Below are 22,397 nucleotides of genomic sequence, written 5' to 3'. Positions count from 1 at the left end.
CGATGAGTATCAACCGCCAGGTTCGCCTAGGCGGCTTTCTTTTCACCGGAGAGTAACGAGGAATCCATGAAGGTTCTTGTAGCTGTCAAACGCGTTGTTGATTACAACGTCAAGGTTCGCGTCAAGGCGGACAATTCCGGCGTTGACCTCGCCAACGTCAAGATGTCGATGAACCCATTCTGCGAAATCGCAGTGGAAGAAGCCGTACGCCTGAAAGAAAAGGGTGTTGCGACTGAAATCGTCGTCGTCTCCGTCGGCCCGTCCACCGCTCAGGAGCAACTGCGCACTGCGCTGGCCCTGGGTGCCGACCGCGCCATCCTCGTCGAATCCGCTGAAGATCTGACTTCCCTGGCCGTTGCCAAACTGCTCAAGGCTGTAGTCGACAAGGAACAGCCACAGCTGGTGATCCTTGGCAAACAAGCGATCGACAGCGACAACAACCAGACTGGCCAGATGCTCGCGGCATTGAGCGGTTATGGCCAGGGCACGTTCGCGTCGAAAGTGGAAATCAGCGGCGACAGCGTTGCCGTGACCCGCGAAATCGACGGCGGCGCGCAGACGGTTTCCCTGAAACTGCCGGCCATCGTCACCACCGACCTGCGTTTGAACGAGCCGCGTTATGCGTCCCTGCCAAACATCATGAAAGCCAAGAAGAAGCCTCTTGAAGTGCTGACTCCGGATGCTTTGGGCGTTTCCACCGCCTCCACCAACAAGACCGTGAAAGTCGAAGCGCCTGCTGCACGCAGCGCGGGTATCAAGGTCAAGTCGGTGGCTGAACTGGTCGAGAAACTGAAAAACGAAGCGAAGGTAATCTGATTATGACTATCTTGGTAATCGCTGAACACGACAACAAGGTAGTGGCCCCGGCCACCCTGAATACCGTAGCTGCCGCTGCCAAAATCGGTGGCGACATCCACGTTCTGGTTGCCGGCCTTGGCGCTGGCGCCGTGGCTGAAGCCGCTGCGAAAATCGCTGGCGTGGCTAAAGTGCTGGTGGCCGACAACGCCGCCTATGCGCATCAGTTGCCGGAAAACGTTGCGCCTCTGATTGCAGAGCTTGGCAAGGGCTACAGCCACATCCTGGCTGCCGCCACTTCCAACGGCAAAAACATCCTGCCACGTGTTGCTGCTGCGCTGGACGTTGACCAGATCTCCGAGATCATCTCGGTAGAAAGCGCTGACACTTTCAAGCGCCCGATCTACGCCGGTAACGCCATTGCCACCGTTCAGTCGAACGCGTCGGTAAAAGTGATCACCGTGCGTGCTACCGGTTTTGACCCGGTGGCGGCTGAAGGCGGTTCGGCATCGGTTGAAACCGTTGCTGCTGCTCACGACGCTGGCACTTCCAGCTTCGTTGGCGAAGAGCTTGCCAAATCGGATCGTCCGGAACTGACTGCTGCCAAGATCGTCGTTTCCGGCGGCCGAGGCATGCAGAACGGCGACAACTTCAAACACCTGTACGCCCTGGCTGACAAGCTGGGCGCTGCCGTGGGCGCGTCCCGCGCTGCGGTCGACGCAGGTTTTGTCCCTAACGACATGCAGGTCGGTCAGACCGGCAAGATCGTTGCGCCACAGCTGTACATCGCCGTCGGTATCTCCGGCGCGATCCAGCACCTGGCCGGCATGAAAGACTCCAAGGTGATCGTCGCGATCAACAAGGACGAAGAAGCGCCGATCTTCCAGGTGGCCGATTACGGCCTGGTGGCGGACTTGTTCGAAGCCATCCCTGAGCTGGAGAAGCTGGTCTAATCCAGCGGCTTCACTTATAAAGAGCCCGGCCTTATGGCCGGGTTTTTTTTTGCGCCCCCTTTAGGAGCGAGCTTGCTCGCGATGGAATTCAACGATGACGCCGGGAGCCTGTCACCCTGCGGTATCCTCGGTTTTTTCGCGAGCAAGCTCGCTCCTACAGGTGGTATTGGTTTGACTGGGAGGGTGTCGTGCATCGAGTTTTCGGTTGTGTATTGCTGGGTTTGACGGTGCTGCCTGGACTGGCCAATGCCGCAGGCAAGTGCGAGCGCCTGGTGGTCACCGGCAGCCCGGATGCACCCCCTTATCTGTGGCAAGACCCGCAGGATCCCAAGCACCTGATCGGCGCCAGTGCCGATCTGTTGCAGCAGGTGGCGGGGCAGTTGGGCATCAAGGTCGAACTGCTCTATGCCGGCAAACGGTCCCAGGCGCTGGACGAAGTGCGCAGCGGGCGCATGGATCTGCTCGCCGATGCGCCGCTGACGTTTGGCGAGCTCGACTCCCTGGATTACATTCATCCGCCCTTACTGGAGAACGACTACCTCGTCTGGACTCGCAAGGATTCACCGCTGGTCTACAACCAGGCACAAGACCTTCATGGGCATGCCGGTGCGATCTCGGAAAAGGCACGGTTGACGCCGCAGTTCGGTACGTACGCCGAGCAGCAATTGGCCCTGATCCGCACGCCCAACCTGACGCAGGCATTGCAGAAACTGCTGTTGGGTGAAGTGGAGTTTGTGCTGGCGGGCCGATATTCGGGCATCGCCGCCGCGCAGTCGCTGAGCATGGCCAATGACCTTGTCGCCCGTGCTGAACCGGTCGACAAACCCGGGCTGTATCTGGCGGTTTCCCACAACTCGGCGTGCAACGATCCGTGGTTGCGCGGACAGCTGGCGAAAAAGATGACAGAATTGCCCGCGTCCGGTCTGGCGGAAGCCGCGTTGCAGCGCAATATCGAGCGCTGGAAATTGCAGCAGCAACAACCCGTCAGTACCCCAAAACAGTAGGGATTTTTAGTGAGTATTCGACCTCTTTTCGCTGCCCTGGCCGTTCTGGCTCTGGCGGGTTGTGCAGCCGATCCGGCGCCGAATGAACAAATGCGCCTGACCGAGCAGGCGCTCGAACAGGCCAAGGCCGTGGGGGCTACCGCCGCCGACGTACCGGAAATGAAATTGGCCGAAGACAAGTTCAACCGCGCCCAAGGCAGCATGAACGACCAGTCCTTCAAGAATGCACGCATGCGCGCCGAACAGGCCGAACTGGATGCGCGCCTGGCCGAAGCCCGGGTGCTGACCCTCAAGAGCGAAGAGCAGTTGAACGTACTGAATACCCGCATCACCCGCTTGCGCAAGCAATTGGGAGATGCCCAATGAATAGTGCGTCCAGAGCCTTTGGCGGCTTGATCCTGGTGGGTTGTGCAAGCCTTTATGGCTGTGCCGGCCAGCACAGTGAAACCGCGTTGCAGGAAGCCGGTATTGACTTCCAGAAGGTCAAGGAAGACTCCAACGTGCTGCGTATTGCGCCCAAGGACGTGATCCGGGCCGGTGAATCCCTGGCTCGCGCCGACCGTCTGTCCAGCTACTGGGGCAGTGGCTCGGACGTGCTGCATTACGCCTACCTGAGCCAGCGCTACAGTGAAATCGCCCGGGAGCACACCAACCAGGTGCTTAACGAAGAGCGCGCGGCCAAGCTCGAACTGGAACGCCAGCGCCTGCAACTGGCCCTGCGCGAATCCAAGTTGCTCAGCGTGCAACAGCAGGGCAAGTGGCTGGAAGAGCAGATTGTCGCACTCGCCACCACCCAGACCGATCGCGGGTTGGTCATGACCCTGGGTGACGTGTTGTTCGACACCGGCGAAGCCGAGTTGAAAAGCTCCGCTAACCGCGTGGTGCTGAAGATCGTGCAATTCCTGCAGCTCAATCCCAAACGCGTGGTCCGGATCGAGGGTTACACCGACAGTACCGGTGGCAAGCAGGAAAACCTCAAATTGTCCCGTGACCGCGCGCAATCCGTGGCCAATGTACTGATGGACCTTGGCATTGATGACAAGCGCATCAAGGTCGAAGGTTACGGCGATGAGTATCCGGTCGACGTGAACGCCTCGGAACGGGGGCGGGCACAGAACCGTCGGGTGGAAATTGTGTTCTCCGATGAAAAGGGCCAGCTCGGCGCCGCCCGTTAACGGCGGCTGAACTGCATACAACCCGGCAATCCATATTGCTATTCAGGGTAGGAACGAGCTTGCTCGCGAAAAACTCATCGACACTGCGTTTATCCAGACTTCACGCGTTATTGTTGCCGTTTATCGCGAGCAAGCTCGCTCCTGCAGTGGTAAGCCAGTACAGTTTTTGCTGACACTGCACTGTACGGTCAACTATTCTGGCAACTGTCCCCGTACACTTCTAAACTGTTCCGGTACTGTGTCACATAAGAATAAAATGCCCGTGAAATCGAGTGCTGCGTCATGACCAATCTCTTGCTGTACCAACGTATTGCTCAACAACTGGCAGAAGACATCCGCCGCGGTGTCTATCAACCGGGGGAGCGCGTGCCTTCGGTGCGCAAGATGAGTTCGCAGCTCAACGTCAGCCATGCCACCGTGTTGCAGGCTTACGCCAATCTCGAGGATCAGGGATTGATTCGTGCCCGGCCTCAGTCGGGCTATTACGTGCACCAAACCCCGGCCCTGACCGCGCCGACCCCGGACATCGCCAGGGTCGAACGCCCCAGCCTGGTCACGCGCAGCAGCATCATTCAACAGGTGTTGGTCGAGTCCCGCCGCGAAGGGGTGTTTCCTCTTGGCGCTGCAGTACCTAGCGTCGATTACCTGCCGGTGCGGGCCCTGCATCAGCAGTTGGCCAAGGTCACGCGGTTTCATAGCCCGCGGGCCTTCAGCTACATGTTCAGCCCAGGCTTTGAACCGCTGCGGCGCCAGGTGGCGATTCGAATGCGTGATGCCGGAGTGGTGGTCGATCCCTCGGAAGTGGTGATCACCCACGGTTGCGTCGACGCCCTGCAGATGTCCTTGCGCGTGCTGACCCGGCCGGGTGACCTCATAGCCGCCGAGTCGCCGACTTACTATGGGTTGTTGCAACTGGCTGACCTGCTGGGCCTCAAGGTCATCGAGATTCCCAGCGACCCCGCCACCGGCATGAGCCTGGAAGCCCTGCAACTGGCCGCCAACCAATGGTCGATCAAGGCGCTGGTTCTGACCACGCGCCTCAGTAATCCCCTGGGCGGCACCATGCCCGAGGAACGCCAGAAGCAACTGCTGCGCCTGGCGTCGGACTTCGATATCCAGATCGTTGAAGACGATATCTATGGCGAACTGATGTTCGAGCAGGGCCGTACCAAGGCGCTCAAGGCCTATGACCGGCTGGATCGGGTGATCTATTGCTCAAGCTTTTCCAAGACCCTGTCCCCCGGGGTGCGCATTGGCTGGATGATTGCCGGAAAGTACCAGCAGGAAATCCAGCGCCTGCAGACCTTCAGCACCCATTCGGCCTGCAGTGTCACCCAGATGGGCATTGCTGCTTATCTGGAAAACGGCGGCTACGATCGGCATTTGCGCTACATCCGCCAGGAATACCGCAAGAACCTCAGCGCCTTTCAACTGGCAGTCCAGCAGTACTTTCCCGAAGGCACGCAAATGACCCGGCCCACCGGCGGTTTCATTCTTTGGGTAAGCCTGCCGGGGCGAGTGAACACCCAGGAACTGCATGTGCGGGCGTTGCAACAGGGGATCAGCATCGCCCCTGGGCTCATATTCAGTAACACCGAGCAATTCAACCACTGTATCCGGCTCAATTGTGGCATCCCGTGGAACCGTGAAGCAGAGCGTGCCTTGATGACTTTGGGCATGCTCGCCACCCAGCTTTGCCAGGAAACGGCGGCCGGTTTTTGACGGGATGGGCAGGTTATTGCTGTGCATACTTGTCTTGTGCCGGCTAACAGGCGAGCATATGGCCCTCTGCCGTTAGTGTTGCCGGGTCCATGAAATCGATTTTACCCGCCGTGTGGTTGTCGTTCTGCCTGCTGATGTCTTTTCAGGCACAAGGCCTCATGGCGGCTCCTGCCCAGCAAACTTCTTCGGCAAGCACGTCTGCAAGTCAGTCTACCCCGGCAAAAAAGACCGGCACTGTCAAAAAGGCGTCCCCCGCTAAAAAGAACAGCAAGCCGGTGAAAAAACGCGCACCTATTACTTCCAAGTCCAAATCCGCCAGTGAAATAGCGAAAACCCCGCTACCTTCGGCCAAACTCGACCTGAGCCTGCCCAAGGACATGGTTGAAGAGCTGGACCCGGTTGGCACGGTGCCGTTGCCCAAACACGATGCGATATTGCCGCAAATGTTTGGCGACAAGACGGGCAGCAGTCCTTTTCAACTCAACGGGCGCCTGCTCAGCAACGAAATGCAGCTGCAGTTGCGCAATGAAGAGCGGCGCGACGTAGAAGGTGCGGCGCTGGAATTCGAATTCAAGCAATGATTGGCTCCCTCTTGTGACCCCAAGCCAGGACGCTTTGTCGGAGACTGGTCGGTCACGCCCATTTGATCGAAAAACCTCGGCCGGTTTAATTTAAAACAACTGTTTTAGCGGTTACTCTGTGCCCCGTCTTTACACATCGCCCGTCGCGAGGAGCTTGTCGTCATGAAATGCCGTGAGGGTTGTGGCGCCTGTTGCATTGCCCCTTCCATCAGTTCACCGATCCCCGGAATGCCCCACGGCAAACCTGCGGGAGAACGTTGCGTGCAACTGTCTGTCGAAAACCTGTGCAACATTTTCGGTAAACCGGAGCGCCCGGCTGTTTGTTCGTCATTCGCGGCCGACCCCGATGTTTGCGGCAACAGCAGCGAAGAAGCGATCAAACTGATTGGCTGGTGGGAGCAAATGACGGCGGCGTGATGTGTTCAACGGTCTGAACTTCAACAATAAGGAATAACACTATGGGTTCGCTGCATCGTTTGGCTGTGCTGTGTGGTTTCAGCGTTTTGCTGGCGACTTCGGTCCAGGCCGAAGAGTGGAAAGTTGCCAAGAACGAGGACGGTATCAAGGTCTCCTTGAGTGAAGTGGCCGGTTCTGATTACAAGGCTTACCAGGGCATCACCCTGATGAAAACCTCCATGGCCAAACTACGCGCCTTGCAGGAGGATGTGCCGGGTGCCTGTGCCTGGATTCACGAATGCAAGCTGCAGAAACTGCTCAAGCATGAAGGCGACCAGAGCTGGACCTACTCTCAATTCAATACCCCATGGCCGGTGACTCCACGGGATTCGGTGCTGCACATCACCACCGTCGAAGGCGCCGATGGCAGCCTGACCCGCAAGCTCGAAGGCGTGCCCAAGTACATGCCCGAGGAAAAGGGTTTTGTGCGGGTGGTCAAGGTCGAGGGTTTCTGGAAGTTCGTGCCCAAGGGTGACCAGGTCGAAGTCACCTACCAGGTGCACACTGAGCCGGGCGGCAGCGTGCCTTCGATGGTGGCCAACAAGTTTGTGGTGGATGCGCCGTTCAATACGTTGAAGGCGTTGAAGGAGCGGGCGGAGAAGTAATTTCGCTTTTTTGACCGATCCGTCCGGGAGCTGTGCAGGCGCTGCTTCGTTTCACTCGACAGCCCCTGCACCTGGCCCACCGAGGCCAACAGATCGAGCAACCCAAGCCTATATTTTGTATCCGAATATTCACTGCACGAAATTTTCACAACCCGTCCAAGACAATCTCGCCCGCGCCAACCCAAACAGTAATCAATGGCAATGCTGCGGGTGATCGTGCAACATTTGCGCACCGCGCAAGCCCCGGGGTCAGGTATCGACCAACAGAGGGCTAAGCGCCGCTGTATTTATGCAACTTCAACTTCCAATGGGTCCTAAAACGACATGGCAAACCCGGACGCCCTGAAACAGCAGCGAGCTTCAAGTCGCCTGCTGCAACCAACCGTCAAATCGCACCTGGCCTACACCTTGTTGTGCGCCCTGGTCATGATGGTCATGTTCAGCCTGCTGCGCGTTGCGCTGCTGGCCTACAACAGCGAGATGATCCTTGATACACCGGCCTCGACCTTCGCCGAAGCGTTCGTCAACGGTCTGCGATTCGACCTGCGCCTGGTGGTCTACCTCAGCATCCCGCTGGTACTGGCACTGTTCAGCGTCCGCGCAATGGCGGCCCGTGGTTTCTTCCGCCTGTGGCTGACCGTGGCTTCGAGCATCGCGCTGTTCCTCGGCCTGATGGAAATGGACTTCTACCGCGAATTCCACCAACGTCTCAACGGCCTGGTCTTCCAGTATGTGAAGGAAGACCCGAAAACCGTCATGAGCATGCTCTGGTACGGTTTTCCCGTGGTTCGTTACCTGCTGGCATGGGTCGGCGGCACTGTCATCCTCGCGCTGGCGTTCAAGGGGGCAGACCGCGCCACCCGACCACGCGGCCCGTTCAGCGGCGGTACCATCAGTACTCGCCAGGTGGCTCCATGGTATGCGCGCACTGCCGTGTTCGTGGTTTGCCTGCTGATCTGCGTCGTCGCGGCTCGCGGCACCTTGCGTCAAGGTCCGCCGTTGCGCTGGGGGGACGTCTACACCACCGATTCCAATTTCGCCAATCAGTTGGGCCTCAATGGCACGCTGTCGCTGATCGCTGCTGCCAAGAGCCGCATGTCTGAAGATCGCGATAATATCTGGAAGGCTACCTTGCCGCAGCCTGAAGCCCAGCAAATCGTGCGCGACATGCTGGTCATGCCTGACGACAAGCTGGTCGATCCGGACACGGCAGCCGTGCGCCGTGACTACACGCCACCGGCCGACAAGACCCTGCCGATCAAGAACGTCGTCGTGATCCTGATGGAAAGCATGGCCGGTCACTCGGTAGGCGCGTTGGGTGCCTCGGGTAACATCACGCCGTACCTCGACAAACTGTCGAAAGAGGGCCTGCTGTTCGATCGCTTCTTCTCCAACGGCACACACACCCACCAGGGCATGTTCGCCACCATGGCCTGCTTCCCGAACCTGCCGGGCTTCGAATACCTGATGCAGACCCCGGAAGGCAGCCACAAGCTGTCCGGTTTACCGCAACTGCTCAGTGTCCGTGATTACAACGATGTATACGTCTACAACGGCGACTTCGCCTGGGATAACCAGTCGGGCTTCTTCAGTAGCCAGGGCATGACCAACTTCATTGGTCGCAATGATTACGTGAACCCGGTGTTCTCCGATCCGACCTGGGGCGTGTCCGACCAGGATATGTTTGATCGCGGCCTGGTCGAGCTCAAGGCGCGGGAAAACGGCAAGCCGTTTTATGCGCTGCTGCAAACCTTGTCGAATCACACCCCATACGCCTTGCCGTCGCCATTGCCGGTCGAGCGCGTGACGGATCGCGGCAGCCTCAACGAACATTTGACGGCCATGCGCTACGCCGATTGGGCCTTGGGCCAGTTCTTCGAGAAGGCCCGCAAGGAGCCTTACTTCAAGGAGACCCTGTTCGTCATCGTGGGTGACCACGGTTTCGGCAACGAGCGCCAGATCACCGAAATGGACCTGGGTCGCTTCAACGTGCCGATGCTGCTGATCGCACCGGGCATCCAGGAGAAATTCGGCGAGCGTGACCACACCGTTGGCACCCAGATCGATATCGTGCCGACCATCATGGGCCGCATCGGTGGCGAAGTGCGCCATCAATGCTGGGGTCGTGACCTGCTGAACCTGCCGGAAGGCGACACCGGTTTTGGCGTGATCAAGCCTTCGGGCAGCGAACAGACCACCGCGATCATCACCGCGGATCAGATCCTGGTACTGCCCAAGGAAAAAGAAATGGCGCCGAAGGTATACCAGTATCAGTTGGGCGCTACACCCAAGGCCGAGGTCATCCCTGATGCACCGCGTACCGCCGAGCTCAAGCAGAAACTTGAAGCTTTCCTGCAAACGGCGACCAAGAGCCTGATCGATAACACTGCCGGTGTGGTTGACGGCAAGCCGGACTGAATGTCCAGGCAATAAAAAAGAGGCCCTTTTCAGGGCCTCTTTTTTTTCCTGTTAACGCTTTATATCTTGCCAAGCAAGAGCAGGATCAACAGCACCACCAGTACTACACCGATGATACCCGACGGGCCATACCCCCAACTTCTGGAGTGGGGGAAGACCGGCAAACCGCCTACCAGAAGAAGGATCAGAATAACGATTAGAATTGTGCCCATGTCTATTTCCTTGTTGAAAGTGTTCCGGAATGACCTAGCTATAACTGTCAGCAGGAATGAATTAAATCCTGGCTGCTTAAATGATCCGACTGCGCTGATCGCCAGAAAATTCCAAGTTTTTTTAATGTTTTTCGAAGAAAGCCTTATTTCCTTTTTATTGGCTTAGTTCATCCGTCCGCGCCCGGGGTTTGAGCAGCCTATTCAGCAATCTGATGCAGCGTGGCTCCCGCTATCTCCTTCGCTACACTCGGCACATCTTCCCCGGAACAACAAGGCTGTCTGCTATGCAAAATCGCATGATGATCACTGGCGCAGGCTCGGGCCTGGGTCGCGAAATCGCGCTCCGCTGGGCGCGCGAGGGCTGGCAACTGGCCTTGTCCGATGTCAGCGATCCCGGCCTGCAGGAAACCCTCAAGCTGGTGCGCGAGGCGGGTGGCGACGGGTTTATCCAGCGCTGTGACGTGCGCGACTACAGTCAACTGACGGCGTTTGCCCAGGCCTGCGAGGAGAAGCTGGGCGGCATCGACATCATCGTCAACAACGCCGGAGTGGCCTCCGGCGGGTTCTTCAGCGAGCTGTCCCTGGAAGACTGGGATTGGCAGATTGCGATCAACCTGATGGGCGTGGTCAAGGGCTGCAAGGCGTTCCTGCCGCTGCTGGAAAAGAGCAAGGGCAAGATCATCAACATCGCGTCCATGGCCGCGCTGATGCAAGGCCCTGCCATGAGCAACTACAACGTGGCCAAGGCCGGCGTGGTCGCATTGTCTGAAAGCCTGCTGATCGAACTGGCGCAGCAGGAAGTCGGGGTGCATGTGGTATGCCCATCGTTCTTCCAGACCAACCTGCTGGACTCTTTCCGAGGCCCGACGCCTGCGATGAAAGCGCAGGTCGGCAAATTGCTTGAAAGTTCGCCGATCACCGCTGCCGACATTGCCGACTACATCTATCAGCAGATCGGTGCCGGTGAATTCATGATCTTGCCGCACGAGCAGGGCCGTATGGCCTGGGCGATCAAGCAGAAGAACCCGCAACTGCTGTACAACGAAATGACGGTCATGGCCGATAAAATGCGCGCAAAGGCCAAACAGACCGCAGGCTGAGCTTGCCCGATGGTCCCGCCGTCGCTAGGGTGGCCGCCATCGGCCATTTTAGCGAGACCCTTGCATGCTCAATTACCTGTGGTTCTTTCTTGCCGCCTTGTTTGAAATCGCCGGGTGTTTTGCATTCTGGATGTGGTTGCGCCAGGGCAAGAGCGCCCTGTGGATTGTGCCGGCACTGTTCAGCCTGACGCTGTTCGCACTCCTGCTGACGCGCGTGGAAGCGACCTATGCAGGTCGCGCCTATGCCGCCTATGGAGGCATCTACATCGTGGCGTCAATTGGCTGGTTGGCGGTGGTGGAGCGGATTCGTCCCTTGAGCTCGGACTGGATCGGTGTGGCCCTGTGCGTGATTGGCGCGACGGTGATTCTCTTCGGCCCACGACTGTCGGCTTCCTGAAGGAAAGATCCGATATTCTGCGGTTTTGTCGGATAAATCCTACGGGGTGCTTCCCTCAGGTTTGTAGGGAAAAACTGATTTGCCTACAACATATTGAATGAGCGTTTTCTGCCGGGCATCTTCAAGGTCCTGTCACCCAGTAGGACCTATCCCATGCTAGTTCTCAGCCGTGTAGCCCAAGAGTTGATCTCCATTGGCGACACCATTTCCGTGCGAATCCTGGCCGTCAGTGGCGACAGTGTGCGCATCGGAGTTGAAGCGCCGCGCAGTTTTACCGTCCATCGCAGCGAGATCTACGAGCGCATCCAGGACGAAAAAAAGACCGGGAAACACAAGTAACAGACGTTTCAGTCGAACAGATGCTTGGGCACATCGTGCTTGAGCATCAGTTGACATTGCTCGCTCTCCGGATCGAAAACGATCAGTGCCTGTCCCTTGGTCAGGGCCTGGCGAACCCGCAAGACCCGGGTTTCCAGCGGGGTGTCGTCGCCGTTGTCCGTGCCGTCGCGGGTCACGAAATCTTCGATCAAGCGGGTCAAGGTATCGACTTCAAGTTGGTCGTGGGGAATCAGCATAGCCACCTCGGTTGAACAATCGCGCGATGCTACGGCGATTGGCAGATGGCGGCTACCCTCGGTTTAGCGCAGGTTGCTCCATCGTCATCGCGAGCAGGCTTGCCCTCACACCAAAACCGTTTCCCGCACGGGGAAAATTCTGTGGGAGCGAGCCTGCTCTCGATCGGCCGTGCCGGCGCCGCAGATATCGGCTTAGCTATCGTTGCGCTGTCCCACCAGGCTATCCACCGATGGCACCCGGGTATCACTTTCCATCTGCGTGTCATGCTCGATCTGGTGACTGAACCGGTCCAGCGAACCCTTCGCTGGCTGTGCATCGCTGGCAAATACCGGCGGGCTGAGGATGTAGGCGCCGAGCAGGCGACTCAACGCGGCCAGGCTGTCTATGTGGGTACGCTCGTAGCCGTGAGTTGCATCGCAGCCGAAAGCGAGCAAGGCGGTGCGGATGTCATGCCCGGCGGTAACCGCCGAATGCGCATCGCTGAAGTAATAACGGAACAGATCGCGACGCACCGGTAATTCATTATCGCTGGCCAGGCGCAGCAAGTGCCGGGACAGGTGATAGTCATACGGCCCACCGGAATCCTGCATTGCCACACTCACGGCATGTTCGCTGGAATGCTGGCCCGGAGCTACGGGGGCTATATCAATGCCGACGAACTCACTGACGTCCCACGGCAACGCCGCTGCCGCGCCACTGCCGGTTTCCTCGGTGATGGTGAACAGGGGATGACAATCGATCATCAGCTCTTCGCCACTGTCGATAATCGCCTTCATGGCCGCCAGCAGCGCAGCCACGCCGGCCTTGTCATCCAGGTGACGGGCACTGATATGGCCGCTTTCGGTGAATTCGGGCAATGGATCGAAGGCCACGAAATCACCGACGCTGATCCCTAGCGAGTCACAGTCTGCACGAGTGGCGCAGTAGGCATCCAGACGCAACTCCACGTGATCCCAGCTGATCGGCATCTCGTCCACGGCCGTGTTGAAGGCGTGCCCGGAAGCCATCAGGGGCAATACACTGCCGCGAATCACGCCATTATCGGTGAACAGGCTGACCCGACTGCCCTCGGCAAAACGGCTGGACCAGCAGCCAACCGGTGCCAGGGTCAGTCGACCGTTGTCCTTGACCGCGCGAACTGCCGCGCCAATGGTGTCCAGATGCGCCGAGACGGCGCGATCCGGGCTGTTTTTCTTGCCCTTGAGGGTCGCACGGATGGTCCCGCGCCGGGTCATTTCGAAGGGAATGCCCAGCTCTTCAAGACGCTCGGCGACGTAGCGCACGATGGTGTCGGTGAATCCTGTGGGGCTTGGAATGGCCAGCATCTCCAACAGGACTTTTTGCAGGTAGTTGAGATCCGGTTCCGGGATTCTACTGGTCATGGAAACTCCTGATGAGTTGAGTGCATCGATGGTTTCGATGAGGTTAAGAATGGGAGGTGGTCAGGCCGTCATCGCGGGCAGGCTTTGCTCTCACAGCAGCCCGGCTCCCAGAGCCGGGCCTCACACACTCCCTGTGGGAACAGGCTGCCCGCGATGGCGTCAGTCCAGGCAGCATCTATCTATTGGGCAGCCGGCTGACTATGGGGAAACAGCAGATCCACAAAGCGTTCTGCCGTCGGTTGCGGTTCATGGTTGGCCAGCCCGGCGCGTTCATTGGCCTCGATAAATACGTATTCCGGCTGATCCGCCGCCGGCACCAGCAGGTCGAGCCCGACCATGGGAATGTCCAGCGCCCGGGCCGCCCGCACCGCAGCGTCGACCAGGGTCGGATGCAGGATGGACGTGACATCCTCAAGGATGCCGCCGGTATGCAGATTCGCCGTGCGCCGCACGAACAGGTGCTCGCCGGCCGGTAAAACACTGCTGTAATCGTAACCGGCAGCCGCCAGGGTACGCTCGGTTTCGTGGTCGAGGGGGATCTTGCTCTCGCCGCCGGTGGCAGCCTGGCGCCGACGACTTTGAGCCTCGATCAGCGCCCCGACACTGTGCTGGCCATCACCGATCACTTCGGCCGGTCGGCGGATGGCCGCAGCCACCACTTCAAAACCGATTACCAGAATCCGCAGGTCCAAACCTTCGTGAAAACTCTCCAGAAGCACCCGGGTGTCAAACTGGCGAGCTGACTCAATGGCTTGCTGGACCTCTTCGATCGTCTGCAGGTCCACCGCTACCCCTCGGCCCTGTTCGCCGTCCAGCGGCTTGACCACTACGCGCTCATGCTCGTCGAGGAATGCCAGGTTGTCATCGACGTTGCCGACAAGTTGCTGGGACGGCAATTTCAGCCCCGCCGCCTTCAGTACCTTGTGTGTCAGGCTTTTGTCCTGGCACAGACTCATGCTGATGGCGCTGGTCAGGTCGCTCAGGGACTCGCGGCAACGTACCCGCCGCCCGCCATGGCTGAGGGTGAACATCCCGGCTTCGGCGTCATCGACCAGTACATCAATACCCCGACGATGGGCCTCCTCGACAATGATCCGTGCGTAAGGGTTGAAGTTCGCCTCCGGCCCAGGCCCCAGGAACAGCGGCTGATTGATGCCATTCTTGCGTTTGATGGCAAAGGTCGAAAGGTTGCGAAAACCCAGCTTGGCGTAGAGGTTTTTGGCCTGGCGATTATCATGCAATACCGACAGGTCGAGGTAACTCAGCCCGCGACTCATGAAGTGTTCGATCAGGTGCCGGACCAGCACTTCTCCCACCCCCGGTCGGGAACAAAGGGGGTCGACGGCCAGGCACCACAGGCTGCTGCCGTTCTCTGGATCGTTGTAGGCCTTGTGATGGTTGAGCCCCATCACACTGCCGATGACCGCACCGCTGTCTTCATCCTCGGCCAGCCAGTACACCGGACCGCCGAGGTGCCGCGGGGTCAGCAAACTGGCATCGATGGGCAGCATGTTGCGGGCCTGGTACAGCGTGTTGATCGCCTTCCAGTCCGCCTCACTTTGCGCCCGACGAATCCGGAAGCCGCGAAACACCCGCGTGGAGGGGCGATAGTCAGTGAACCACAGGCGCAAGGTGTCCGAAGGGTCGAGGAACAGTTGCGCCGGCTCAAGCCCCAACACCTGCTGGGGCGCGGCCACATACAGCGCGATATCCCGCTCGCCGGGTTTTTCGTTGAGCAGTTCCTGGGCAAGACTGGCAGGGTCAGCGAAGGTGTGGCCGATCAGCAATCGACCCCAACCGCAATGCAGCGCAATCGGGGCCGCGCTCGGTTCACTGCCATCCTCAGCCAAGCGTGCCTGCAAGCGCTCGTAGGTAGGCGCCTGACCGCGCAACAAGCGTTGGCTGTAAGCCGTGGCGTGGGGTTTCATCGATCAGATTCCTTGTTCGCTGAGCCACAGGTTCAAGGCCGCCAGTTGCCACAGCTTGGAGCCACGCAAGGGCGTCAGTTGACCTTGTGGATCAGTCAGCAGGCGGTCAAGCATGGCCGGGTTGAACAAGCCACGATCCTGGCTCGGATCCAGCAGCAGTTCGCGCACCCAATTGAGCGTATCGCCCTGTAGATGCTTGAGGCCGGGGACCGGAAAGTAACCTTTCTTGCGGTCGATCACTTCACTTGGAATGACCAGTCGCGCGGCTTCCTTGAGCACCTGCTTGCCGCCATCGGGCAGCTTGAATTTGCCCGGTACCCGTGCCGACAATTCCACCAGGCGGTAGTCCAGGAACGGCGTGCGGGCTTCCAGGCCCCAGGCCATGGTCATGTTGTCGACGCGCTTGACCGGGTCGTCCACCAGCATCACCGTGCTGTCCAGGCGCAATGCTTTGTCCACAGCGGCATCGGCGCCAGGCTGGGCAAAATGTTCTTTCACGAAATCGCCAGCCGCGTCATTCGCCGTCAACCATTTGGGCTGCACGGTGGCGGCGTAATCTTCATAGCTGCGGTCGAAAAACGCTTCGCGGTAGGCAGCGTAAGGGTCGGCGGCGCCATCGACTTGCGGATACCAGTGGTAACCGGCGAACAGTTCGTCTGCACCCTGGCCGCTCTGTACCACCTTGCAGTGCTTGGCCACTTCACGGGACAGCAGGTAGAACGCAATGCAGTCATGGCTGACCATCGGCTCGCTCATGGCGCGGAACGCCGCGGGCAATTGCTCAATGATCTCTTTTTCGTCGATGCGTAACTGATGGTGCTGGGTGCCGTAGTGCCTGGCGATCAGGTCCGAGTATTGGAACTCGTCGCCGCGTTCGCCGCCGGCATCCTGGAAGCCGATGGAAAAGGTCGACAGGTTCTCCACCCCGACTTCGCGCAACAGTCCCACGAGCATGCTCGAATCCACTCCGCCGGAGAGCAAGACGCCGACGTCGACAGCGGCTCGTTGACGAATAGCCACCGCTTCACGGGTGCTGTCCAGCACGCGGTCGCGCCAGTCTTCCAGTGTCAGGTTCATTTCATCGGCACGGGGACCGTAGGGCAGGGTCCACCAGGTTTTCTGCTCGGTGCTGCCATCAGCTTCGACGCGCATCCAGGTCGCCGGCGGCAATTTCTCGATGCCTGCCAGCAAGGTGCGCGGAGCGGGAACCACGGCATGAAAATTCAGATAGTGATTGAGAGCCACCGGATCAAGGATCGGGTTGATGTCGCCGCCCTTGAGCAGTGCTGGCAAAGCCGAGGCAAAGCGCAGGCGCTGGCCGGTACGCGACAGGTAGAGCGGCTTCACGCCCAGACGGTCACGGGCAATGAAAAGGCGCTTGGTGTCGCGTTCCCAAATGGCAAACGCAAACATGCCGTTGAGCTTGGGTAGCAGTGCTTCGCCCCAGGCGTGATAGCCCTTGAGCAGCACTTCGGTGTCACCGCCGGAGTAGAACGCATAACCAAGGCTTTCAAGCTCGGTGCGCAACTCTGGAAAGTTGTAGATCGCGCCATTGAACGCCAGGGACAGGCCCAACTGATTGTCGACCATCGGCTGCGCCGAGCCGTCCGACAGGTCCATGATTTTCAGGCGGCGATGGCCCAGGGCAATCGGCCCTTGGCTGTGGAAGCCCCACGCGTCAGGTCCGCGGGGTGCCAGGTGATGGGTGATTCGTTCAACGGCTGCAAGGTCCGCAGGTTGATTGTCAAAGCGTAACTCGCCAGCTAATCCGCACATAAAGTCCTTACCGGTTTTTCCGTTGGGGAGGTTCAATCGATACCCGGCTAAAACAGCGGGCACTCAGAAACTGACCCGCTGCGATCCTGGGAGTTTTAGATCGATAAGGAATAAGGCGCTCGATGCCTGTGCGGTTGTGCCCCTGACCTCCGACCAGCGCCTGAAGGCGCTGGTGGAACACACCGCCGGCCTGGACAAGGCCCGAGTACTACAGCGGCCATGCCGCATTGGCTGGCGGCTGCGGGTCGGGATGGGGTGCAAACACTGGAAGAAGCGTTGCGGTAGTCTTTAGTCTTTCACGCCTTTGCGCGGATCAAGCGCCGCAAGACGAATCGATTGGGATGGCACGCCTCGGCGACGGCCCGGGGCAACGGCAGCGGTTCGTTGTCGAGCCAGGCCGCCAGCAGCTCGGCTGACAATGGGGCGGTGATCAAGCCCCGGGAACCGTGACCGCTGTTGACGTACACACCGTCCAGCCATGGGCAAGGGATGTCCGGCGTTTGCCGGGCATCTTTGCTCAGGACGCCATAGGCGTCGGTAAAGGCCTGGGTAGCGGCCAGCGGACCGACGATCGGCAGGTAATCCGGACTGGTACAGCGAAACGCGGCGCGACCTTCCAGGGCCTCTGGTTGCAAGGTGCCGGCACCCAGGCGGGCGACCAGATCGGCGGATATATCCTCGAGCATCTGCAAGTTGCCGGCATGCTCGGCTGCCGTGGGTGTCAGGTCGTCGTTGTTGAAATCGAAACTGGCGCCCAGGGTGTGTTCGCCCAGCCGCGCCGGTGCAACGTAGCCTTCGGCGCACACCACGGTGCTCAGGCTTTGGCTGTCAGCAGTTTGAGGCAGGCGGGTAATCTGGCCCCGAATACGCTTGAGCGGCAGGTCGCTGCTGAAGTCAAAACGCCTGACGTCGGCAGCGCCCGCCAGCACCACCACTGTCGCTTGGGCCAGCAATCTTTCCCCAGCCCACGCCTGCCATTGCCCTTTGTCACGGCGCAGTTGCACCACCTCGTGATGAGTCAGGACGTTGATATTGGGATGAGCCGCTTGCCAGGCGCACAGGGCTGGCGGATGCACCCAGCCGCCCTCTGGATAAAACAGGCCGCCGGATGGCAGCGCGATACCCGCGCGCCCCTCGGCGTGTTCGCGATCGAGCTCATGCAGCAGATCGTCGGGAAACGCTGCGGCCAAATGTGCCTGCCGGTCGGCTTCCTTGGCATTGAACGCCAGTTGCAGAACACCGCAATCGTCCCAGTCGACTCCCCGTTGCAGATGTTCGAGCAACCGCCGGGTGTGGCCAAATCCACTGACAATCAACTGTGACAACGCCGTGCCATGGGCCGAAAGCTTGAGGTACAACACGCCCTGGGGATTGCCCGACGCTTCCTGCGCCAGAGCCGTGTGACGTTCCAGCAGGCTCACGCGCCAACCCCTTGCCGCAAGGCTCGCAGCCGTGGCGCAACCGGCCAGACCGGCGCCAATCACCATGGCATGCCGCTCGCCAGTCAGTGGCAGCGGACGCGCGAACCACGGTTTGGTTACCGCCGGCGGCGCTGCCTCTTGCGGCCATCCGAGAAATACGCCCCGCAGGATTTCCCATTTGTGCCCGATGCCGGGCGTACGCTTCATCTTGAAGCCCGCCGCATTCAGCAGACGGCGCACCCAACCGGTGCTGGTAAACGTACTGATGGTCGAGCCGGGCGCTGCCAGGCGGGCCAGTTCGGCGAACAGCTCGGCGGTCCACATGTCGGGATTTTTTGCCGGGGCGAAGCCGTCGAGAAACCAGGCGTCAACTTGGGCGTCCAGTTGCGGCAACTGTTCCAGGGCGTCGCCAATCAGCAACGTCAGGGTGACGCGGCCGTTGTCCAGCACCAGTCGCTGGAAGCCTTGATGGATGGCCACGTATTGCGCCAGCAGTTGATCGGCGAACGGCTTGAGCTCGGGCCACAATGCCAGTGCTCGCTGCAGGTCCGGCAGGGTCAGCGGGTATTTTTCGACGCTGACGAAATGCAACCGCACGCCAGGCACCGCCTGTGCCTCGAACAACTGCCAGGCACAGAGGAAGTTCAGGCCGGTGCCGAATCCGGTCTCCCCAATCACCAGGCGCTCACCGGCCTGCAGCGTGGCAAAGCGCTCACTCAAGGCATTTTGCTGGAGGAACACGTAACGGGTCTCATCCAGGCCCGACAGATCGGAAAAGTACACGTCGTCGAACACCCGCGAACGCGGAAGTCCCTGGTCGTCCCAGTCGAGCTGGGCGTGGGGTAATACGGGTTTCATGGCAGGCTCGGCATCGGCAAGGTGGCCATTCTAGCTGATCGTCGTGGCAATGCCTGATCCATGGCATCGGCAGCGGCCGATCAAACGATGAAAATGGATTTCTACTACGTGGGGGAGGTCAATCCGCTAGTCTTGCTCAATACGGGAAGGGAGCCATCCATGTTCGAATCTGCTGAAATCGGTCATTTCATCGATAAAGAAACCTACGACGCCGAAGTGCCGGCGCTGCGCGAAGCGTTGCTTGAAGCGCAATTTGAACTCCAGCAGCAGCAACGTTTTCCGGTCATCGTGCTGATCAACGGCATCGAAGGGGCCGGCAAGGGTGAGACGGTCAAGCTGCTCAACGAGTGGATGGACCCTCGACTGATCGAAGTGCGCACTTTTGATCAGCAAACCGACGAGGAGCTGGCCCGTCCGCCGGCCTGGCGCTACTGGCGAATGCTGCCAGCCAAGGGCCGCATGGGTATTTTCTTTGGCAACTGGTACAGCCAGATGCTTCAAGGGCGAGTCCATGGCGAGTTCAAGAATCCGCGGCTCGACCAGGGCATCAATGCCGCCGAGCGTCTGGAAAAGATGCTGTGCGACGAAGGCGCGCTGATCTTCAAGTTCTGGTTCCACCTGTCCAAGAAACAGATGAAGGCCCGCCTCAAGGCGCTGGCGGACGACCCCTTGCACAGCTGGCGCATCAGCCCGCTGGACTGGCAGCAATCGCAGACCTACGACAAGTTCGTCAAATACGGCGAGCGCGTCATGCGCCGCACCAGCCGTGACTATGCGCCCTGGCATGTGATCGAAGGCGTCGACCCGAACTATCGCAGCCTGGCGGTCGGGCGGATTCTGCTCGCCGGCCTGCAAGGTGCTCTCCAACGAGCATCCCTGCACCCGGAAAAAGTCAACGCCGCCCCACTGCCCACCAGCGTCGATCAGTTGAACCTGCTCGACAGCCTGGACTTGACCCTGCGCCTGGACAAGGACGATTACGAAGAACAGCTGATCACCGAACAGGCACGCTTCTCTGGCCTGATGCGGGATAAACGCATGCGCCGCCACGCGTTGATCGCCGTCTTCGAAGGCAATGATGCGGCGGGCAAGGGCGGGGCGATTCGCCGGGTGGCGGCGGCCCTGGATCCGCGTCAGTACAGCATCGTGCCGATTGCCGCGCCGACCGAAGAAGAGCGTGCGCAGCCGTACTTGTGGCGGTTTTGGCGGCACATCCCGGCCAAGGGCAAGTTCACCGTGTTTGATCGTTCGTGGTACGGGCGTGTGCTGGTGGAGCGCATCGAAGGCTTCTGCCCGCCGTCGGACTGGTTGCGCGCTTACAGCGAGATCAATGATTTCGAAGAGCAGATCGTCGATTCCGGCGTGATCGTGGTCAAGTTCTGGCTGGCCATCGACAAGCAGACTCAGCTGGAGCGTTTCCAGGCCCGTGAGGAGATTCCCTTCAAGCGTTTCAAGATCACCGAAGACGACTGGCGCAACCGCGACAAGTGGGACGCCTATCGTGCTGCGGTAGGCGATATGGTGGATCGCACCAGCACCGATATCTCGCAATGGACGCTGGTGGAAGCCAATGACAAGCGCTGGGCGCGGGTCAAAGTGCTGCGCACTATTAACAGTGCGCTGGAAGCGGCGTTCGAAAAGTCCGACCGCAAGGACAAGAAACACAAGAAGTGAACCGATGGTTGCGCATACGCGAGGTGAATGATTGTCGCAGCCGGTTATGTGGTGGACTTATGCTCGGTCTACTCTCAACCGATAACAACAATGAGGTATGCCATGCGTGAAGTGGTGATCGTCGACAGCGTGCGGACCGGCCTGGCCAAATCCTTTCGCGGTAAGTTCAACCAGACTCGTCCTGACGACATGGCGGCGCATTGTGTCGACGCCTTGTTGGCGCGCTCGGGCATCGACCCGGCGAGCATCGAGGACTGCATCGTCGGAGCTGGTTCCAACGAAGGCGCCCAAGGCTACAACATCGGCCGTAATGTGGCGGTGTTGTCGCGCCTGGGTACTGGCACTGCCGGCATGACCCTCAACCGCTTCTGCTCGTCGGGTTTGCAGGCGATCGCCATTGCTGCCAACCAGATCGCTTCGGGCTGCAGTGAGATCATTGTGGCTGGCGGCGTCGAGTCGATCAGCCTGACGATGAAGAGCGTCAATACCGACAACCTGATCAACCCGCTGCTCAAGGAGCAGGTCCCGGGCATCTACTTCCCCATGGGCCAGACTGCCGAGATCGTGGCGCGTCGCTATAACGTCAGCCGCGCAGAACAGGACCTGTATGCGCTGCAGAGCCAGCAGCGTACGGCGCAGGCCCAGGCCACCGGCTTGTTCGATGACGAAATCGTGCCGATGGCGGTGAAATACCGGGTCGAGGACAAGAACAGCGGCGAGGTGCAGATCCTCGACGGCATTGTCGATCGCGACGATTGCAACCGCCCGGACACCACGCTGGAAAGCCTGGCGGGCTTGAAACCGGTATTTGCCGAAGACGGCTCGGTGACTGCCGGCAACTCTTCGCAGTTGTCCGACGGTGCGTCGATGACGCTGGTGATGAGCCTGGAAAAAGCCCTGGAGCTGGGATTGAAGCCCAAGGCGTTCTTCCGCGGATTTACCGTGGCAGGTTGCGAACCGGATGAGATGGGGATCGGCCCGGTATTTTCGGTGCCCAAACTGCTCAAGGCCAAAGGGTTGCAGGTGGCCGACATTGACCTGTGGGAACTCAACGAGGCGTTCGCTTCGCAATGCCTTTACAGCCGTAACCGCCTGCAAATCGATAACGAAAAATACAACGTCAACGGCGGCTCGATTTCCATTGGCCACCCGTTCGGCATGACCGGTTCGCGGCAAGTGGGGCATCTGGTGCGCGAGTTGCAGCGGCGTAATCTGCGCTATGGCGTGGTGACCATGTGCGTGGGCGGGGGCATGGGGGCTACCGGGCTGTTTGAAGCGGTGCGGTAATGACCTGTATTGGTGTGGAAACTGTGAAGTAGCCTTCGCGAGTAAGTCGAATAACCGCGCCGCCGCTCACACAGGTC

General features: G+C 59.6%; 22 protein-coding genes. 16 read left to right on the top strand and 6 right to left on the bottom strand.

The genetic code is table 11. From position 1 onward, the window contains the following. The first annotated feature begins 66 nt into the window (after positions 1 to 66). The 10 genes from UB23_RS23730 (at position 67) to UB23_RS23680 (ending at position 9,709) form a co-directional block, all read left to right on the top strand. Complete coding sequence (locus UB23_RS23730) at positions 67 to 816, top strand: electron transfer flavoprotein subunit beta/FixA family protein (RefSeq protein WP_007987229.1); 750 nt, start codon at positions 67 to 69, stop codon at positions 814 to 816. 2 nt (positions 817 to 818) lie between these two features. Continuing rightward, entirely contained in the window at positions 819 to 1,748 is a 930-nt protein-coding gene (locus tag UB23_RS23725; RefSeq protein ID WP_045061696.1) for an electron transfer flavoprotein subunit alpha/FixB family protein, read from the top strand. Positions 1,749 to 1,936: 188 nt separating this feature from the next. After that, a complete protein-coding gene (locus UB23_RS23715; protein WP_045061694.1) occupies positions 1,937 to 2,752 on the top strand; it encodes a substrate-binding periplasmic protein in 816 nt (271 codons plus the stop codon). Positions 2,753 to 2,761: 9 nt separating this feature from the next. Continuing rightward, complete coding sequence (locus UB23_RS23710) at positions 2,762 to 3,118, top strand: DUF4398 domain-containing protein (RefSeq protein ID WP_045061693.1); 357 nt, start codon at positions 2,762 to 2,764, stop codon at positions 3,116 to 3,118. Beyond that, positions 3,115 to 3,927, top strand: coding sequence for an OmpA family protein (locus tag UB23_RS23705; protein ID WP_045061692.1), 813 nt, complete (start codon positions 3,115 to 3,117; stop codon positions 3,925 to 3,927). The genes UB23_RS23710 and UB23_RS23705 overlap by 4 nt, the downstream gene beginning before the upstream one ends. 282 nt (positions 3,928 to 4,209) lie before the next feature. After that, positions 4,210 to 5,649 carry an aminotransferase-like domain-containing protein gene (locus UB23_RS23700; protein WP_045061691.1) on the top strand — a complete coding sequence of 480 codons (1,440 nt, stop codon included), beginning with the start codon at positions 4,210 to 4,212 and terminating at the stop codon, positions 5,647 to 5,649. Positions 5,650 to 5,738: 89 nt separating this feature from the next. Then, positions 5,739 to 6,230, top strand: a complete 492-nt coding sequence (locus tag UB23_RS23695; protein ID WP_045061690.1) for a hypothetical protein — start codon at positions 5,739 to 5,741, stop codon at positions 6,228 to 6,230. Between the two features lie 162 nt (positions 6,231 to 6,392). Then, positions 6,393 to 6,647 carry a YkgJ family cysteine cluster protein gene (locus tag UB23_RS23690; RefSeq protein WP_045061689.1) on the top strand — a complete coding sequence of 85 codons (255 nt, stop codon included), beginning with the start codon at positions 6,393 to 6,395 and terminating at the stop codon, positions 6,645 to 6,647. Positions 6,648 to 6,688: 41 nt separating this feature from the next. After that, positions 6,689 to 7,291: an START domain-containing protein gene (locus tag UB23_RS23685; protein ID WP_045061688.1), complete on the top strand. Its 603-nt coding sequence runs from the start codon at positions 6,689 to 6,691 to the stop codon at positions 7,289 to 7,291. A gap of 324 nt (positions 7,292 to 7,615) precedes the next feature. Next, on the top strand, positions 7,616 to 9,709 hold the full coding sequence (locus UB23_RS23680) for an LTA synthase family protein (protein ID WP_045061687.1): 2,094 nt from the start codon (positions 7,616 to 7,618) through the stop codon (positions 9,707 to 9,709). Positions 9,710 to 9,768: 59 nt separating this feature from the next. Here UB23_RS23680 and UB23_RS28900 read toward each other — a convergent pair whose 3' ends face one another. After that, positions 9,769 to 9,927 (bottom strand): DUF3309 family protein, encoded by a 159-nt coding sequence (locus tag UB23_RS28900; RefSeq protein ID WP_169858239.1) that lies wholly within the window; start codon positions 9,925 to 9,927, stop codon positions 9,769 to 9,771. 278 nt (positions 9,928 to 10,205) lie between these two features. Here UB23_RS28900 and UB23_RS23670 point away from each other — a divergent pair, with 278 nt between their 5' ends. The 3 genes from UB23_RS23670 (at position 10,206) to csrA (ending at position 11,757) form a co-directional block, all read left to right on the top strand. Then, positions 10,206 to 11,021, top strand: coding sequence for an SDR family oxidoreductase (locus UB23_RS23670; RefSeq protein ID WP_045061686.1), 816 nt, complete (start codon positions 10,206 to 10,208; stop codon positions 11,019 to 11,021). Between the two features lie 64 nt (positions 11,022 to 11,085). Further along, positions 11,086 to 11,418: a YnfA family protein gene (locus tag UB23_RS23665; RefSeq protein ID WP_045061685.1), complete on the top strand. Its 333-nt coding sequence runs from the start codon at positions 11,086 to 11,088 to the stop codon at positions 11,416 to 11,418. A 153-nt stretch (positions 11,419 to 11,571) separates the two neighbouring features. Then, a complete protein-coding gene (gene csrA, locus UB23_RS23660; RefSeq protein WP_045061684.1) occupies positions 11,572 to 11,757 on the top strand; it encodes a carbon storage regulator CsrA in 186 nt (61 codons plus the stop codon). 8 nt (positions 11,758 to 11,765) lie between these two features. Here csrA and UB23_RS23655 read toward each other — a convergent pair whose 3' ends face one another. The 4 genes from UB23_RS23655 to UB23_RS23640 all read right to left on the bottom strand — a co-directional run bounded on the left by UB23_RS23655 (position 11,766) and on the right by UB23_RS23640 (position 17,080). Then, a complete protein-coding gene (locus UB23_RS23655; RefSeq protein WP_003199186.1) occupies positions 11,766 to 11,993 on the bottom strand; it encodes a YheU family protein in 228 nt (75 codons plus the stop codon). A gap of 192 nt (positions 11,994 to 12,185) precedes the next feature. Continuing rightward, entirely contained in the window at positions 12,186 to 13,376 is a 1,191-nt protein-coding gene (locus tag UB23_RS23650) for an osmoprotectant NAGGN system M42 family peptidase (RefSeq protein ID WP_045061683.1), read from the bottom strand. A gap of 179 nt (positions 13,377 to 13,555) precedes the next feature. Continuing rightward, complete coding sequence (gene ngg, locus UB23_RS23645; RefSeq protein WP_045061682.1) at positions 13,556 to 15,304, bottom strand: N-acetylglutaminylglutamine synthetase; 1,749 nt, start codon at positions 15,302 to 15,304, stop codon at positions 13,556 to 13,558. A 3-nt stretch (positions 15,305 to 15,307) separates the two neighbouring features. Next, on the bottom strand, positions 15,308 to 17,080 hold the full coding sequence (locus tag UB23_RS23640) for an N-acetylglutaminylglutamine amidotransferase (RefSeq protein WP_045061681.1): 1,773 nt from the start codon (positions 17,078 to 17,080) through the stop codon (positions 15,308 to 15,310). 136 nt (positions 17,081 to 17,216) lie between these two features. Here UB23_RS23640 and UB23_RS29825 point away from each other — a divergent pair, with 136 nt between their 5' ends. Next, positions 17,217 to 17,372 carry a hypothetical protein gene (locus tag UB23_RS29825; protein ID WP_160298070.1) on the top strand — a complete coding sequence of 52 codons (156 nt, stop codon included), beginning with the start codon at positions 17,217 to 17,219 and terminating at the stop codon, positions 17,370 to 17,372. Between the two features lie 4 nt (positions 17,373 to 17,376). Here UB23_RS29825 and mnmC read toward each other — a convergent pair whose 3' ends face one another. Then, on the bottom strand, positions 17,377 to 19,359 hold the full coding sequence (gene mnmC, locus UB23_RS23635; protein ID WP_045061680.1) for a bifunctional tRNA (5-methylaminomethyl-2-thiouridine)(34)-methyltransferase MnmD/FAD-dependent 5-carboxymethylaminomethyl-2-thiouridine(34) oxidoreductase MnmC: 1,983 nt from the start codon (positions 19,357 to 19,359) through the stop codon (positions 17,377 to 17,379). Between the two features lie 159 nt (positions 19,360 to 19,518). On the opposite strand from mnmC, the gene pap reads away from it, so the two are divergent. Together pap and UB23_RS23625 are read left to right on the top strand one after the other, a co-directional pair. After that, positions 19,519 to 21,033 (top strand): polyphosphate:AMP phosphotransferase, encoded by a 1,515-nt coding sequence (gene pap / locus UB23_RS23630; RefSeq protein ID WP_045061679.1) that lies wholly within the window; start codon positions 19,519 to 19,521, stop codon positions 21,031 to 21,033. Positions 21,034 to 21,135: 102 nt separating this feature from the next. After that, positions 21,136 to 22,320 (top strand): thiolase family protein, encoded by a 1,185-nt coding sequence (locus UB23_RS23625; protein WP_045061678.1) that lies wholly within the window; start codon positions 21,136 to 21,138, stop codon positions 22,318 to 22,320. The last annotated feature ends 77 nt before the right edge of the window (positions 22,321 to 22,397 follow it).

This window comes from Pseudomonas sp. ES3-33, from assembly GCF_000952175.1.
GTDB classification, from domain to species: domain Bacteria; phylum Pseudomonadota; class Gammaproteobacteria; order Pseudomonadales; family Pseudomonadaceae; genus Aquipseudomonas; species Aquipseudomonas gregormendelii.
This window is presented reverse-complemented; position numbering and strand designations above follow the sequence as displayed.